Origin of the sequence: Pseudomonas sp. GL-R-26, from assembly GCF_019947365.1 — a bacterium.
Lineage (GTDB): Bacteria > Pseudomonadota > Gammaproteobacteria > Pseudomonadales > Pseudomonadaceae > Aquipseudomonas.
In genome coordinates, this window is record NZ_JAGYGI010000058.1 from 1 (window position 1) to 14,177 (window position 14,177).

Below are 14,177 nucleotides of genomic sequence, written 5' to 3' on the forward strand. Positions count from 1 at the left end.
CGCCACCACCACTTCCGCCACCACCGCCGCCACTACCCCCGTCCTTGGCCTGAGCACTGGAAACTCCGGACAGGCTGTCCGGAATCAATACGGTAGACGCCGACAGAACCGCGCCAATAGCTACTGCCAGTAAAAGCTTATTGATGAGCATGTCGTTCTCCGTCTTTTTATTCAGATTGGAACGTTGATGAACTTTGCAATGTGCTGCTTTTTTTTCCCGTGGGAACTAGATGAACAGTTCAACGAACCGATTTATTCGGCTGGAACGTTGAAAAAGAATGCGACGTACGGCCGGATCCGCTTCTAATGGGGCAGCTCCAAAGGGTCAGTGAATGCTCGAGGCCAGTTCAAAAATCGGGATGTACATCAGGATCACGATCACCCCGATCAACAGGCCGATGAAGGTCATGAGCAAGGGTTCGAACAGCCGCACGAACCATTCGATCCAGCGGCTGATTTCTTCGTCGTAGAAGTCGGCACTGCGCTCCATCATCTGCCCGAGGTTGCCGGACTGTTCGCCGGCACGCAGCAGGCGCAGGGACACGGGGGTCACCAGGTGATTGAGCTCCAGCGCGGTAGAGAGTGATTGCCCCTCGCGCACCCGGTCGCAGGCCTGGTCCAGGCGCGTGCGGGAGGCGACGCTGAGCAGGCCACGGACCATGCCCATGGCAGTGACCAGGGGAATGCCGCCTTGCAGCAGAATCCCCAGCGAACGGTAGAAGCGCGCCAGCTCATACATGAAGATGCGCTGGTGCACCGCGGGGAGTTTTTCGATCAGGCGGTCCAGCCCCCGACGAAAGGCTGGCTGGCGCTGGAGCAGGGTGAGGGCGACGATGATGGCCAGCAAGCCCCCGAAGAATTCGCCCTGGTGGGCGTGCAGGAACATGCCGCTGCTCATCAGGATCTGCGACATCCATGGCAGGTTCGACCCCAGCCCTTCAAACACCAGGCTGAAGCGCGGTACGACATACCCCATCAAAAACAAAACCACGCCACCGCCCACCACCAGCAACAGCAAGGGGTAGATCGAAGCGCTGATGATCTTCTGGCGAACCTCGTCCATGCGCTGGCGATAGCTGACATAGCGGCCCAGGGCATCGCCCACGGCACCGGTCTTTTCGCTGGACTGCACCAGCGCTACGTACAGCGGCGGGAAAACCGCCGACAGCTGGCTCAAGGCCTGGGAAAACGATTTGCCCTCGTAAAGCAGGCGCACCAGTTCACTCAAGGTTTTGCGCGCTTGTGGCGCGGTTTCCTTTTCCGCCAGGCTTTCCAGCGCATCGATCAACGGCAGGCCGGCGTTGAGCAGGGTGGTCAGTTCCTGGCTGAACAACACCAGGTTGAACGTCTCGCGCTTGTGCAGGCGCAACGCGCGCCAATGGCGCTCGGCGTGCAGGCTGACCACCCGCAGGCCCTGGTCTTCGGCGATGCGCCTGGCTTCGGTGTGCCCCGGTGCCTCGACGGTCATCGAGACCACACCGGCCTTGCCGACGGCCTTGAGATGAAAGCGCATGGTCGCCATTCCCGTCAGTTCCAGTTGGTGACTTCGGCGTTCTCGCCTTCGCCACCGGGCTGCCCGTCCTTGCCCATGGACAACAGGTCGTACTCGCTGTTTTCACCGGGATAGCGATAGCTGTAGTTGCGGCCCCAGGGGTCTTGCGGGAGTTTTTTCTGCAGGTACGGGCCGGTCCAGCGCGGTTCGTCGGCGGGGGCGGTGACCAGCGCCTGCAAGCCTTGTTCGGTCGATGGGTAATGGCCGACCTCCAGGCGGTAAAGGTCCAGGGCTTTGCTCAAGCCTTCTATCTGCGCCTTGGCCACTTTCACTTCGGAACGGCCCAGTTGGGCGAAATACTTCGGCGCCACGATGCCGGCCAATAGCCCCAATACCACCAGCACCACCAACAGTTCGAGCAAGGTGAACCCGCTTTGGGTTCGCCGGGCATAACACAGTCGCTGATTCATGATGACCTCATAACAGTCGGCAGCAGAGTTGCCATGTAGTTGCCATGTAGTTGCTATGTAACAGCATGCAATTGCCATGCTCACGATTGCCGACCCTGGCACACCCCCCCGTATTACGGGCCTTCTCGCTTACGGCACAGTGCTTGCGTATGGCTGGTGCACGACTGGCCATTGGGGCAATTCCCCCAATTTTCGGGGCCGGAAGGGGAGGTATAACAATGAAAACACTCACCACCGGATTGCTGGGTCTTCTTGTGTTGGCCGGTGCCGCACAGGCCGATGTGTTTGTTTCCGTGGACGCCAATGGCAGCTACGTCCTGTCCAATGTCCACCGTCCCGGACGCCACTATGAGCGGGTGATTCATGAGCCCGATGCGGCGGTGGTCAGCCTCGATCAGCAACCGCAGATGATCGCCGCGCAACCCTATGCCGAGTTGGTGGCGGCGGCGGCCAAGGCCAACGAACTGCCGGCGGCGCTGCTGCACGCAGTAATCAAGACCGAATCCAGCTACAACGCCCGCGCCACCTCACCCAAGGGCGCTCGCGGGCTGATGCAACTGATGCCCGACACCGCCCGCGAAATGGGAGTGACCAATGTCTACGACCCCAAGGCCAACATCCAGGGCGGCGCCCGCTATCTCAAGCGCCTGATGACGATGTTCGACAACGATATCCGCCTCGCCGTAGCGGCCTATAACGCCGGCCCGCAAGCGGTGCTCAGCCGGGGCAACGTGGTCCCGCCGTTCGCCGAGACCCAGCGTTATGTGCCCAACGTGCTGAATCAGTATCGGCGTTTGCAGGGGTTGCCCGCGGATGCGCCGCTGTGATCGAAACCTCGGGGGAATTTTCCCCAATAGTGGGGAATGGTTGCCCCGGCGAGAAAGGGGGGGGGATTGGGTGGGGAATATCCCCCGACCTATCAAGTCGTGATTATAACAAACTGATTAATAACGTATTTTTTTGTGGCATGCGGATTGCTCCGGTCGGTTTGTCGAGAAGTGGCGATACACCACCAAGAGGAAACTGACATGGACCGATTCGCGCATTGCGGCCTGCTGACGTTCTGCCTGTTGGCCTTCGGTATCGACCAGGCGCTGGCTCACTCGGCGGACGAGCACACCGGGCACGACATGTCGGCCAGCAGCGCCAGCCCGGAGACCGCCCGAATCAGGTTTGCCGACGTGGCCCTGCTGGACCAGAACGGCAAAGTCGTCAGCCTGGAAAAAGACCTGGTGAGCAACAAGATCGTGGTCATGGGTTTCATCTACACCAACTGCACCACGGTTTGTCCGGTGGTGTCCTCAATCATGGGCAGGGTACAGAAACAGTTGGGCGCGCGGGTCGGCACCGAGGTGCAACTGGTGTCGATCAGCATCGACCCGCAGCGTGATGATCCCCAACGCCTGAACGACTACGCCCGCACTTTCCAGAAGGGACCGGGCTGGAGCTGGCTGACCGGTACGCCGCAGTCGGTTGATGCCACGCTCAAGGGCCTGGGCGCCTACAGCGGTGGTTTCGAGAACCACTCGCCGCTGATTCTGGTGGGGGACGGCAACAACCGTTTCTGGACCCGCTACTACGGTCTCACCGACCCGACAGAGCTGGCCCGGGCCGTCGAGAGGCTCAGAGGCGAACGCAACGCCCACGCCAAGCACACCGCCATCGCCATGGAGCATCAGCCATGAGCGCCCAGGGCGTCTTTCACTGCATTTGCAGTTCAAGGGCATTTGCCCGCGAAAGGCATGAACAGACCGCGCCCGTAGCGCAACCGTCCACTGACACACCCATGCAGGACCAGAACGACAGCACCTTTATCTCCCTTACCAGTGATCCGCTGCGCAACTCGCCGGCGGTACTCAAGGCTTGCACCTTGAAACAGGGCATCGATGGGCCCCACTGGTTTTTTCTTACCGACGACAAGGTGCAAATGGACCTTGTATGGGGGCGCATCGGCCAGATCGTGCCGCTCCCCGCGCAACACTCCACCCGGTTGATCGTCCGTGACGCGGCGAACAGGCGCTGGAGCAAAATCCGTTCCGCCGCCCCGGCCGCCTCCATTGTCCAGCGCTTGCAATTGCTGACAATGCCCGTGGCCGGTCGCTGAGCCACGGCCATGAATACTGCCCTCGTCTTTGGCCTGGTGCTCTTCGGCGGCATCGCGCTCACCGCCCAGGCGCTGCCGCTGAGCCTCAGCGAAAGTGCCGGTAAACGGCTGTACCACGAAGGCGTGTCGGCCAGCGGCGAACCGGTCATGGTCCGGGTCGGCGCAGCGGGCATGCTGCTGCCGGCCACTCGCCTGCCGTGCGCCAGTTGTCATGGCGAAGATGGCCTCGGGCGCGCGGAAGGCGAGGTGCGACCGCCGGACCTGCGCTGGTCGCGACTGGCCAGCAGCCAGGGCCCGCAGCACATCAACGGCCGCAGTTATCCGGCCTACAGCGAAAGCACCCTGGCGCGGGCGGTCCAGGAGGGGCGCGACCCGGGCAACAATCGGCTCGATCCGACGATGCCACGGTTCGTGTTGTCGATGAACGATCAACTCAACCTCACTGCGTACCTCAAGCACCTGGCCGAAGACCGCATTCCGGGACTGGCCCCCGACAGTCTGCACCTGGGCACGTTGTTGCCGGGTTCCGGACCCTTGGGCGAGGAGGGCATCACGGTGGCGGCGGTGCTCAATGGCTGCGTGGCGCGCATCAACGAGGCCGGCGGAATTCATGGCCGGCAGTTGCGCCTGACCATTCTCGACCCCGGCGCCGACCGCGCCAGTGCCGAAAAGGCGCTGGACCGGTTGATCGATGAGGAGCAGGTGTTTGCCCTGATCGCACCGCTGGCGCCGGCATTGGACCTGGACTTCGCCGAGCGTCTGGAACAGGCCGGTATTCCTCTGATCGGGCCGCTGTCCTTGCAGGGCACGCCCCACGCCAGCCCGCAGATATTCGAACCGCTGCCGGGCCTTCGCGAGCAATTGATCGCCTTGGCTGACTACGCCAGAGCCAGCCTGCGGGTGCTTCAGGGGCCGACGCTGATCGCCTACCCGGACGAACCCGGCCAACGGCTGGCGGCGCAGGAACTCAGCAGGTACTTGCAGGGGCACGCTTGGCAAAAGGTGCGCCTGCAAGCCTATGACCCGGCCGGGGATGATTTTCCCTTGGGGTCGCGCTCGGTGTTTTACCTGGGCAGCAGCAGTGGCTTCAGCCGTCTGGCCGAGCGCTTGCAAACGGCGGGGCAGGTGCCTTACCTGTTCGCCGCCTCGAACCAGGTGGCGGGCAACCTGATGCAGGTGCCCAGCGGATTTTCCCGGCGGGTGTTCCTGGCCTTTCCGTTCGTGCCCAGCGACTGGACCCTGGCCGGGCGCCTGGCCTTGACCCAGTTGCGCGAACATCAGGGACTCGGCGGCCAGCACGCGGTGCTGCAAGTGGGCGCGTTCAGTTCGATGATGCTGCTCAGCGAAGGCATGAAGCAGGCCGGGCGCGATGCCAGTCGCGAGAAGCTGGTCAGTGCCCTTGAAGGCCTGCATGACTTCGATACCGGGCTGACGCCGCTGATGAGCTTTGGTCCGGGCCGGCGCCTGGGCTTGAGCGGTGCCCATATCGTCACGGTGGATCTGCCGGACCAGCGTTTCTATCTGGTCGCGCCCTATAAACCCATTGCTGCCACGCCCTGACCGGAGGCCGATCGATGAAACTCGATACCGCCCGGTGCAGACACTTCCACTGGCGAAACGGCAGGGCTACGCTTAACCGCAATGAGAGCATCGGCGCCATTGCGCTCGCGCAATCGAGTCAAGCGGATTTACGATCAATAGGGGGTTTCCCCAACAGTGGGGGGAAAAATTCAATGTCAATCCGGTCGCTTTCCCCGTTTTTGGGGGATGGAACTGCGGTACGAAAAGGCATTGTTTTTTAAATTCAAGGACATGAAGTCCTAAAATTACCGGCGCTCAGCCTGGCATGAAGTGTGCGTTAGTCCAGTCAGGGCGCGCACTCCGTCAGGTTCAAAACCCGGACCTGCGGTTTCAAGGAGTCCACCTTGTTAAACAAAGTACTGGTTGTTGATGACGAACAGTTGCTGGCGGAGAACCTCCAGGGTTACCTGCAGGCGCAAGCACTGGAAGTCCGGATTGCCCACGACGGAGCGCAAGGAATCGCTGAAGCTGGCGATTTCGCGCCCGATGTGATGGTGTTCGATTACCGCTTGCCCGATATGGAAGGCTTTCAGCTGCTCGATACCGTCCGCCAGAACAGGAAGTGTCATTTCGTGCTGATCACAGGGCACCCCACCGCGGAAGTTTGTGAGCGGGCCCGGCAACTGGGCGTCAGCCATATCCTGTTCAAGCCGTTTCCATTGGCGGAATTGGCCCGTGCAGTGCTTGATCTTCTGGGCAGGCAACGCGAACCCAAAGCGGGGGTGAGCACTTGCGAAGGCTTTGTCGAACGACGCCAGAGCAGGACCGAGAGTTTCCCGTTGCAGTTGTACGACGGTAGTTGGGTGCTGGCAGATCGCCGAAAAAGTACATCGGCCTCCATGGCGCCAGACGACGAACAATTGCTCACCGGGGAGTAGTGGCGCGACAAGACGTTCCGGCCCCCGCCGAAATGCCTCGCCGCGTCGACAGGGTTCAAAGCCCCGGGCGTTGGAGAGCAGCCATGGACCGTCTATCCCTTGCCGTAGAACCGGCGCAACCGGACTGTGCACCGACTCGTTTCAGCAGTGAACAACTGGCCCAGGCCCGAGCCCTGGCCACCAGTTCCGGCGAGCGGATGCTGGACGCCCTGGGGGGGCTGTGCGAACTGGCTCCCATGCCTTTCATTCAATGCCTCGGCGTAACCCTGCACTACCCGGTGCTCGACACCGACAGCCTGTTCAATTCCACGCCGGTGTTCGACCGGGTGACCCTGGCCCAATGCCTCAAGCGTGAATTCATCCTGCTGCGTCATAACGATGCGGTCATCGGTGTGTTCGCCGACCCCTTCGACAGTGCGCGCCTGGCCTGGATCGATGAATGCCTGCAAGGCGCGCCGCTGTACCTGGTGCATGCCGATGACCTGAAGGCCTACCTGGCGCGTCACGAAGAAAGCTTCCATGCGGTGGAGTCGCTCAACGCCCAGAGCGACGCCGGTACCGAAATCGATAACCTGCAAAGCCTGTCCCTGACCAGCATCAGCGAAGACTCCAGCGTCGTGGTCAAACTGGTCAACTCGACCCTGTACGACGCGCTGAAAATGCACGCCAGCGACATCCACCTCGGCACCACCGGCAGCGGCCTGGTGATCAAGTACCGGATCGACGGTGTGCTCAACAACATCAGCAAGATCCAGGGCAACGAATTCGCCGAGCAAGTGATTTCCCGGGTCAAGGTCATGGCCGAACTGGACATCGGCGAAAAACGCGTGCCTCAGGATGGCCGCTTCAAGATCGGCATCAGCGGCCGGCAGATCGACTTCCGGGTGTCGATCATGCCGAGCATTTTCGGCGAAGACGCGGTGCTGCGGGTTCTCGACAAACAGGACCTCGCCGACAAGGTCTGCGGCGTGCAGTTGCAGGCCCTGGGCTTTGAAGAGGAAACCCTGCGCCAGCTGCGCCGGCTGGCCGCCGAACCCTATGGCATGGTGCTGGTGACCGGACCGACCGGTAGCGGCAAGACCACCACCCTGTACGCGATGATCACCGAGATCAACCACGGCGTGGACAAGATCATCACCATTGAAGACCCGGTGGAGTACCAGTTACCGGGCGTGCTGCAGATCCCCGTCAACGAAAAGAAAGGCCTGACCTTCGCCCGGGGCCTGCGCTCGATCCTGCGGCATGACCCGGACAAGATCATGGTCGGTGAAATCCGCGACCCGGACACCGCACAGATCGCCGTGCAATCGGCACTCACCGGTCACCTGGTGTTCACCACCATTCACGCCAACAACGTGTTCGACGTGATCGGCCGATTCACCCAGATGGAAATCGATCCCTACAGCCTGGTCTCGGCACTCAACGCCGTGCTGGCCCAGCGGTTGATCCGCCTGGTCTGCACCAGTTGCAGCAGCCCTTACAGCCCGACGCAAGAAGAATTGGAGGTCTCGGGGCTTGATCCGCAAAAGGTCGCTCACTACCAGTTCGTCCACGGCAAGGGCTGCGGGCATTGCCGGGGCACCGGTTATCGGGGGCGTAGCGCGATTGCCGAGCTGCTGCACCTGGACGACGAATTGCGGCAAATGATCGTCGAGCGCCAGCCCATTTCGAAAATCAAGGCGCACGCCTGCAAACGTGGCTTGCGCCTGTTGCGCGAGTCGGCGCTGGAGATGGTGGAACAAGGCCGGACGACGCTCGAGGAGATCAATCGTGTCACTTTTATCTCGTGAGCAATTTGTCGCCGTGCTCGGCGCCAGCGGTGTTGGCCTGGGGCAACGCCAAGGCGCTGCAACCCGTTGGCTGGGCAGCGTCGGCTACATCGACGAAGGCTTCCAGGCCTGGACGGTGGCCCTCGATACCCTCGACCGTTTGCTGGCTGAACACAGCGTTGCCAGGGCGGAACTGACCGTGGTGATCTCCGGGCACTTCAGCCGCTATTGCCTGGTGCCCTGGAGTGAGCAGATCAGCAGCCCGGCCGAATTGCTCGGCTTCGCCCAACTGTGTTTCGAAGACATCTACGGTGCCCCGACGCAGCCCTGGAGCCTGGTGCTCTCGGCCGAGCCCGCCGGTTACGACCGCATCGCCACCGCGCTGCCACAGGACTTGCTCGAACGCCTGCGGGCCCTGGTCAGTGCTCGCGGTTTGCGCCTGCGTTCGGTGCAGCCGTACCTGATGGCGGCGTTCAACCATTTTGATAAGAGCTTTGAGGCCGGGGACTTCCTGTTTGTGGTCGCCGAACCGGTACGCAGCGTGTTGCTGCTGGCCCGGGAAGGGCGCTGGACCTCGGTGCGTTCGGTGGGCAGCAGTGACAGCGATGCCGCGCTGACCGCGCTGATCGGTCGTGAACACCAGTTGCAGGCGTCCACCAGCGAACGGCCGTTGAATGTCTACCTGCATGCACCGGCGCGCATCGATTCGCAGCCTGACGTGCCCGGAGTGCATCTGCGCACCCTCGAAGAAGACCGGACAGTCGTACGCGATTGCCTGTACGTCATGTCTCGGGCGGTGGCCTGACATGCGCCCCCTGATGCTCGACTTTCAGCCGCGCCGCCGTGCTGGCCCCTTGGGCTGGAGCCTGCTGGCCGGAGGCGTGGTGCTGACACTGACATGCCTGATGGTGCAACAGCACCTGAGCAACGAGGCCGAACAACAGCAAGGCCACCTGCAAACCACACAGCGGGTGCTTACCGGCGATACCGGCAGCAAGCTCAGCCTGACCCCGGCGCAAATCCGCGAGCAGGCGCAGAACCTGGCGGAAATGCGCAAGGTCTCCCAGCAGTTGCGCCGCCCCTGGGAGCGCCTGTTCGCCACCCTCGAAGCCATGCCACGGGACAACATTGCCCTGCTGACCCTGACCCCGGACGCCCGCAAGGGCCAGGTGCGGATCAGCGCCGAGGCGCTGGACCTGGAAGCCATGCTCGATTTTCACCGCCGCCTCGAAGCCAGCGACGAGCTGTCCGACGTGTCGCTGCTGAGCCACGAAATTGTCGCCAACGTGCCGGAACACCCGGTGCAGTTCAGCCTGTCGGCTACCTGGGAGATCGGCGATGCAAATCCATAAATTGATCGTCCACGAATACCTGCAAGGCCTGGGCGTTCCGGGGCTGGCAGGGATGACCATGCTGGTGCTGGCGCTGAGCTATGGCCTGGTGGGGTTGCTGCCGGACTGGGAGTCGCTGCAAAGCCTCAGCCAGCAGACTCGCGAAGCCACCGAGTACCTGGCCAAGGTCGAAGACGGCAGCGTGGCCGCGCCGGTGGTGCCGCAGCGTCAGCTCGACGATTTTCGCAGCAAGTTGCCGTCCCAGCCCCAGGCCACTGTGGCCATCGACAAGATCTACGCCCTGGCCGCCCAGGAACGCATCACCTTGTCCCGGGGTGAATACTCCCTGGGCGCGGACCCCAAGACGCACCTGGCCCGTTATCAGATTCTGCTGCCGGTGCGCGGCAGCTATCCGCAACTGCGGCGTTTCCTGCACGCCTTGCTCGGCCAGTTGCCGGCGGTGGTGCTCGAGGATGTGGAGCTTTCGCGCAAGAATATCGCCGAAACCGACCTGACCGGGCGGATCCGCATGACCCTTTACCTGTCGAGGTCATGATGAATACCAAACGAGTGGTGGGTTGGGTGGCGTTCTTCGGAGTAGCGGCAGCGCTCGCCTGGCTCCCCGAATACTTCAATCAGGCCGACGACAGCGACCCTGCGGTGGTCACCGTGGCTACCGTGGCTACGCCAACCAAGGGCAAGACCCCAGTCGCATCGACGGCTGCATCGAGCGCCGCTGCGGTAGTACCGATCAAGGACCTGAGCCCGGCAGGCGACCTGTTCGCCGCCCGCAGCTGGATAGCGGCGCCGGCCCCCGGCACCGTCACTGAACAATCGGTTGTCGTTACTCCTGTGGTGCAAGTCCCCACTGCACCACCGATGCCCTTCCAGTTTGTCGGCAGGCTGGATGACCGTTCCGATCTGCAGGTGTTTTTGCAGAGCGGCGAAAAAATATACGTCGTGCGCAAAGGGGATGTCATCGACGAAACCTGGCGGATCGAGCGGATTTCCGATGAGGAACTGAGCCTGGTCTACCTGCCTCTGCATTTGGCGCAGACTTTGTCTGTGGGGAGTACGGAATGAACAAATCCCGTTTGTTGATGAGCCTTTGTCTCTGCGCAGGGCTGGCCGCATGCAGTTCCGCGCAGGTCGCCAGGGATGAAGCTTCCGCCCTGATCGAATCGGGCCAGTACGAAGCCGGTCTGGCCCGCATCGAAGAGGGATTGCGCGAAAACCCTCGCGATACCGATCTGCACATGGCCCTCAACAACGGACGGGCCCTCGCCGTGAAGTCACTGCTGAGCCAGGCCGACATGGACCGGGCCCAGCGTAATTTCGCCGGGGCCCGCATGACTTACAGCCGGGTCTTGAACATCGAACCGAACAACCGTCGTGCCCAGGACTCCCTGCGCCAGCTCGACTACCTGCGCAGCATGGATGAGAAACTCGAACTGGCCCGTGGCGACCTGCGTCGCGGTGACATCTACGGTGCCGACCGCCAGGTCAAACAGATTCTAGAACTGGACCCGAAGAACGACGGCGCCCTGGAATTGCAAGACAGCATCCGCCTGGTGCAGAGCCGCAACGTGGTGCAGTACCCGCAACTGCGCACGCGCCTTGACCGGCCGGTGACCCTGGAATTTCGCGATGCCAACCTCAAGACCATTTTCGAAGTGCTGTCCCAGGTCGCCGGCCTGAACTTCATCTTCGACAAGGACCTGCGCCCGGATATGAAAGCCACGATCTTCGTACGTGACGTGCGTATCGAAGACGCCGTGGAACTGCTGCTGCAACAGAACCAGCTGCATCAGAAAGTGGTGAATGAAAACACCGTGCTGATCTACCCGGACTCGCCGCAGAAGATCAAGGATTACCAAGAGCTGGTGATGCGCACCTTCTACCTGACCAGCATCGATGCCAACACGGCGCTGAACATGATCAAGACCATGCTCAAGACCCGCGACGTGTTTGTCGATGAGCGCCTCAACACTCTGACCATGCGCGATACCGGTGACGCGGTGCGCATGGCGGAAAAACTCCTGCAATCGCAGGATCAGTCCAATCCGGAAGTGGTGCTGGAAGTGGAAGTGATGGAAGTCGCCCGTCAACGCATTCTCGACCTTGGCCTGCAATGGCCCAACACCTTCGGCGTGGTCAACAGCGACGGCTCGGCGGTGAGCATTCTTGATCAACTCAAAGGCATCGACTCCAGCCGGATTACCATCTCGCCATCGCCGCAGGCCAAGATCAATGCCCAGGACAAGGACATCAATACCCTGGCCAGCCCTGTGATTCGGGTGAGCAACCGCGAGCAGGCGCGCATCCACATCGGTCAGCGCGTGCCGATCATCAGCGCCACCTCGGTGCCTTCGACCCAGGGCCCGGTGATCACCGAAAGCGTGACCTACCTTGACGTCGGTCTCAAGCTCGAAGTGCAACCCATCGTGCACCTGAACAACGAAGTGGCGATCAAGATCGCGCTGGAAGTCAGTAACGCCACGCCGCTGACGCCGACCGCACAGGGCACCATTCCGGTCCAGGTCGATACCCGCAACGCCCAGACCACCTTGCGTCTGCATGACGGCGAAACCCAGATCCTCGCAGGGCTCGTGCGCAACGACCACGGCGCCACCGGCAACAAGATTCCCGGCCTTGGCGACATTCCCGGCCTGGGTCGCCTGTTCGGCAGCAACAAGGACGACGTCAGCAAATCCGAACTGGTGCTGTCGATCACCCCGCGGATCGTGCGCAACCTGCCGTACCAGAGCCCGTCTGACATGGAGTTCCCGACCGGTACCGAAACCAGCATGCACATCCAGGCACCGGATCGTTCGATGAGCACGACGGTTCAGACCAACCCCATGAGCGCACCGATCGCCACCACCGTTACCGTCGGGAAGCCTTGATCATGAACGCCTCGCAACGCGGTTTTACCCTGGTCGAAGTCGTGGTGACGCTTGCCCTGGTCGGCCTGCTGGCCGGCATGGCCGCACCGCTGACCGAGACCGTGGTGCGCCGGGGCAAGGAGCAGGACCTGCGGACCGCGCTGTACCAGATCCGCGATGCCATCGACGCCTACAAACAAGCCTTCGACGCCGGCTACATCGAGAAGTCGCTCGACAGCAGCGGCTACCCGCCGAACCTGCAAGTGCTGGTCGAGGGGGTGCGTGATGTGCGCAGTCCCAAGGGCGCCAAGTTCTATTTCCTGCGGCGCATCCCCCGTGACCCGCTGGCAGCCGTCAAGCGTGACGACGGCGGCGGCTGGGGCCTGCGTTCCTACGACAGTTCGGCTGAGAACCCGCGGGAGGGCCAGGACGTCTTTGACGTTTACTCCAAGGTACGCGGCAAGGGTCTCAATGGCATCGCCTACCGAGAGTGGTGAGCATATGCGTCGGCAAAAGGGCTTTACCCTGATTGAACTGATGGTGGTTCTGGCAATCATCGCGACTCTGATGACGATCGCCTTGCCACGCTACTTCAGCAGCCTCGAGGCCTCCAAGGAGACCACTCTGCACCAGAGTCTGTCGTCCATGCGCGAGGCACTGGATCACTACTACGGGGACACCGGGCGTTATCCCGATTCCATCGAACAGCTGGTCGAACTGCGCTACCTGCGCAACCAGCCGCTGGACCCGATTGCCGAGCGCAAGGACACCTGGGTCATGGTCGCGCCACCGGATGGCGTGGCAGGCGGGGTGGCCGATATCAAGAGTGGAGCCAGAGGGAGGGCGCGTGATGGCAGCCTGTATTCCGAGTGGTAAGCCTTCGAACCAGGATGGCTTTACCTACTTGGGTGTGCTGTTTCTGATCGTCGTGATAGGCATGGGCCTGGCCAGTGCCGGCGAGTTATGGGCCACCGCTTCGCGCCGGGATCGCGAAATCCAGTTGCTCTGGGCCGGTACGCAATATGCCCAGGCGTTGCGCAGCTATTACCGCAGTTCGCCCGGTATGGCCCAGTACCCGAAAGAACTTACGGACCTGTTGCAGGACGAGCGTTTCCCGACTGCCAGGCACCATCTGCGGCAGTTGTACCCGGAGCCGATGACAGGTGGCGAGTGGGAGTTGATGCGTGATTTGAACGGGCGGATCAGCGGTGTGTACTGCCCGTCCGAACAGAAGCCGCTCAAGCAAGAGAACTTTCCCAGCCAGTGGACGGACTTCAAGGGCATGGCCAGCTACAAGGACTGGCAGTTCGTGGCCGAGAAAGTTGTCCTCGATGGCACCAGCGGACCACCGAAAGAACAGTCCACCGGGCCCCAGGCATTGCAGCCTTGAACCTTGGGAGCGGGTTTGCTTTTGAAGGCGGCCTTCGGGCTGACCAGGTTCTTGGTTGATTGAGTACATATCCGTTGCTGCGGTAACGGCGGCTTATGGTTCCGCTCTTACAGCGGGTCACTTTTGGCAAACGCCCCAAAAGTAACCAAATGTGGTGGTCTAATTTCCCCGGACACCTCGATAAGTGGAAAATGCATCTATCGAGGAGTGTTTCATGACCGACAAACGCAGGACATTCGACGACAGCTTCAAGCTGCAAGTCGTGAAGATGATCAAG

16 protein-coding genes are annotated in these 14,177 nt (G+C 61.7%); 14 read left to right on the forward strand and 2 right to left on the reverse strand.

The annotated features are described in order from the left end of the window. Positions 1–325 precede the first annotated feature (325 nt). The gene (locus KGA96_RS29060) at positions 326–1,513 is read right to left on the reverse strand and encodes a type II secretion system F family protein (RefSeq protein ID WP_046043530.1); all 1,188 of its coding nucleotides are present in this window, start codon (positions 1,511–1,513) and stop codon (positions 326–328) included. 14 nt (positions 1,514–1,527) lie between these two features. Then, positions 1,528–1,962 (reverse strand): type II secretion system major pseudopilin GspG, encoded by a 435-nt coding sequence (gene gspG, locus KGA96_RS29065; protein ID WP_046043455.1) that lies wholly within the window; start codon positions 1,960–1,962, stop codon positions 1,528–1,530. A gap of 218 nt (positions 1,963–2,180) precedes the next feature. Here gspG and KGA96_RS29070 point away from each other — a divergent pair, with 218 nt between their 5' ends. The 14 genes from KGA96_RS29070 to KGA96_RS29135 all read left to right on the forward strand — a co-directional run bounded on the left by KGA96_RS29070 (position 2,181) and on the right by KGA96_RS29135 (position 13,900). Continuing rightward, positions 2,181–2,789: a lytic transglycosylase domain-containing protein gene (locus KGA96_RS29070; RefSeq protein WP_046043456.1), complete on the forward strand. Its 609-nt coding sequence runs from the start codon at positions 2,181–2,183 to the stop codon at positions 2,787–2,789. A 201-nt stretch (positions 2,790–2,990) separates the two neighbouring features. Next, positions 2,991–3,647: an SCO family protein gene (locus KGA96_RS29075; RefSeq protein ID WP_046043457.1), complete on the forward strand. Its 657-nt coding sequence runs from the start codon at positions 2,991–2,993 to the stop codon at positions 3,645–3,647. Then, the gene (locus tag KGA96_RS29080; protein ID WP_046043458.1) at positions 3,644–4,066 is read left to right on the forward strand and encodes a hypothetical protein; all 423 of its coding nucleotides are present in this window, start codon (positions 3,644–3,646) and stop codon (positions 4,064–4,066) included. The genes KGA96_RS29075 and KGA96_RS29080 overlap by 4 nt, the downstream gene beginning before the upstream one ends. Before the next feature lie 9 nt (positions 4,067–4,075). Then, positions 4,076–5,626 carry an ABC transporter substrate-binding protein gene (locus KGA96_RS29085; protein WP_046043460.1) on the forward strand — a complete coding sequence of 517 codons (1,551 nt, stop codon included), beginning with the start codon at positions 4,076–4,078 and terminating at the stop codon, positions 5,624–5,626. Between the two features lie 365 nt (positions 5,627–5,991). Beyond that, on the forward strand, positions 5,992–6,525 hold the full coding sequence (locus KGA96_RS29090; RefSeq protein WP_046043462.1) for a response regulator: 534 nt from the start codon (positions 5,992–5,994) through the stop codon (positions 6,523–6,525). Positions 6,526–6,608: 83 nt separating this feature from the next. Next, positions 6,609–8,315, forward strand: coding sequence for a GspE/PulE family protein (locus KGA96_RS29095; protein WP_046043463.1), 1,707 nt, complete (start codon positions 6,609–6,611; stop codon positions 8,313–8,315). After that, the gene (locus KGA96_RS29100; RefSeq protein ID WP_046043464.1) at positions 8,296–9,099 is read left to right on the forward strand and encodes a hypothetical protein; all 804 of its coding nucleotides are present in this window, start codon (positions 8,296–8,298) and stop codon (positions 9,097–9,099) included. Before KGA96_RS29095 ends, KGA96_RS29100 begins: the two co-directional genes overlap by 20 nt. Position 9,100: 1 nt before the next feature. Further along, entirely contained in the window at positions 9,101–9,646 is a 546-nt protein-coding gene (locus KGA96_RS29105) for a PilN domain-containing protein (protein WP_046043466.1), read from the forward strand. Continuing rightward, positions 9,633–10,181 (forward strand): type II secretion system protein M, encoded by a 549-nt coding sequence (locus tag KGA96_RS29110; protein ID WP_223515978.1) that lies wholly within the window; start codon positions 9,633–9,635, stop codon positions 10,179–10,181. The genes KGA96_RS29105 and KGA96_RS29110 overlap by 14 nt, the downstream gene beginning before the upstream one ends. Beyond that, positions 10,181–10,708: a hypothetical protein gene (locus tag KGA96_RS29115; RefSeq protein ID WP_046043470.1), complete on the forward strand. Its 528-nt coding sequence runs from the start codon at positions 10,181–10,183 to the stop codon at positions 10,706–10,708. Before KGA96_RS29110 ends, KGA96_RS29115 begins: the two co-directional genes overlap by 1 nt. Further along, positions 10,705–12,531 carry a secretin N-terminal domain-containing protein gene (locus tag KGA96_RS29120; protein ID WP_046043472.1) on the forward strand — a complete coding sequence of 609 codons (1,827 nt, stop codon included), beginning with the start codon at positions 10,705–10,707 and terminating at the stop codon, positions 12,529–12,531. Before KGA96_RS29115 ends, KGA96_RS29120 begins: the two co-directional genes overlap by 4 nt. Before the next feature lie 2 nt (positions 12,532–12,533). Beyond that, on the forward strand, positions 12,534–13,007 hold the full coding sequence (locus KGA96_RS29125) for a type II secretion system protein (RefSeq protein WP_046043473.1): 474 nt from the start codon (positions 12,534–12,536) through the stop codon (positions 13,005–13,007). Positions 13,008–13,011: 4 nt separating this feature from the next. After that, complete coding sequence (locus KGA96_RS29130) at positions 13,012–13,386, forward strand: type II secretion system protein (protein ID WP_046043475.1); 375 nt, start codon at positions 13,012–13,014, stop codon at positions 13,384–13,386. Further along, the gene (locus KGA96_RS29135) at positions 13,361–13,900 is read left to right on the forward strand and encodes a type II secretion system protein (RefSeq protein WP_046043477.1); all 540 of its coding nucleotides are present in this window, start codon (positions 13,361–13,363) and stop codon (positions 13,898–13,900) included. The genes KGA96_RS29130 and KGA96_RS29135 overlap by 26 nt, the downstream gene beginning before the upstream one ends. The last annotated feature ends 277 nt before the right edge of the window (positions 13,901–14,177 follow it).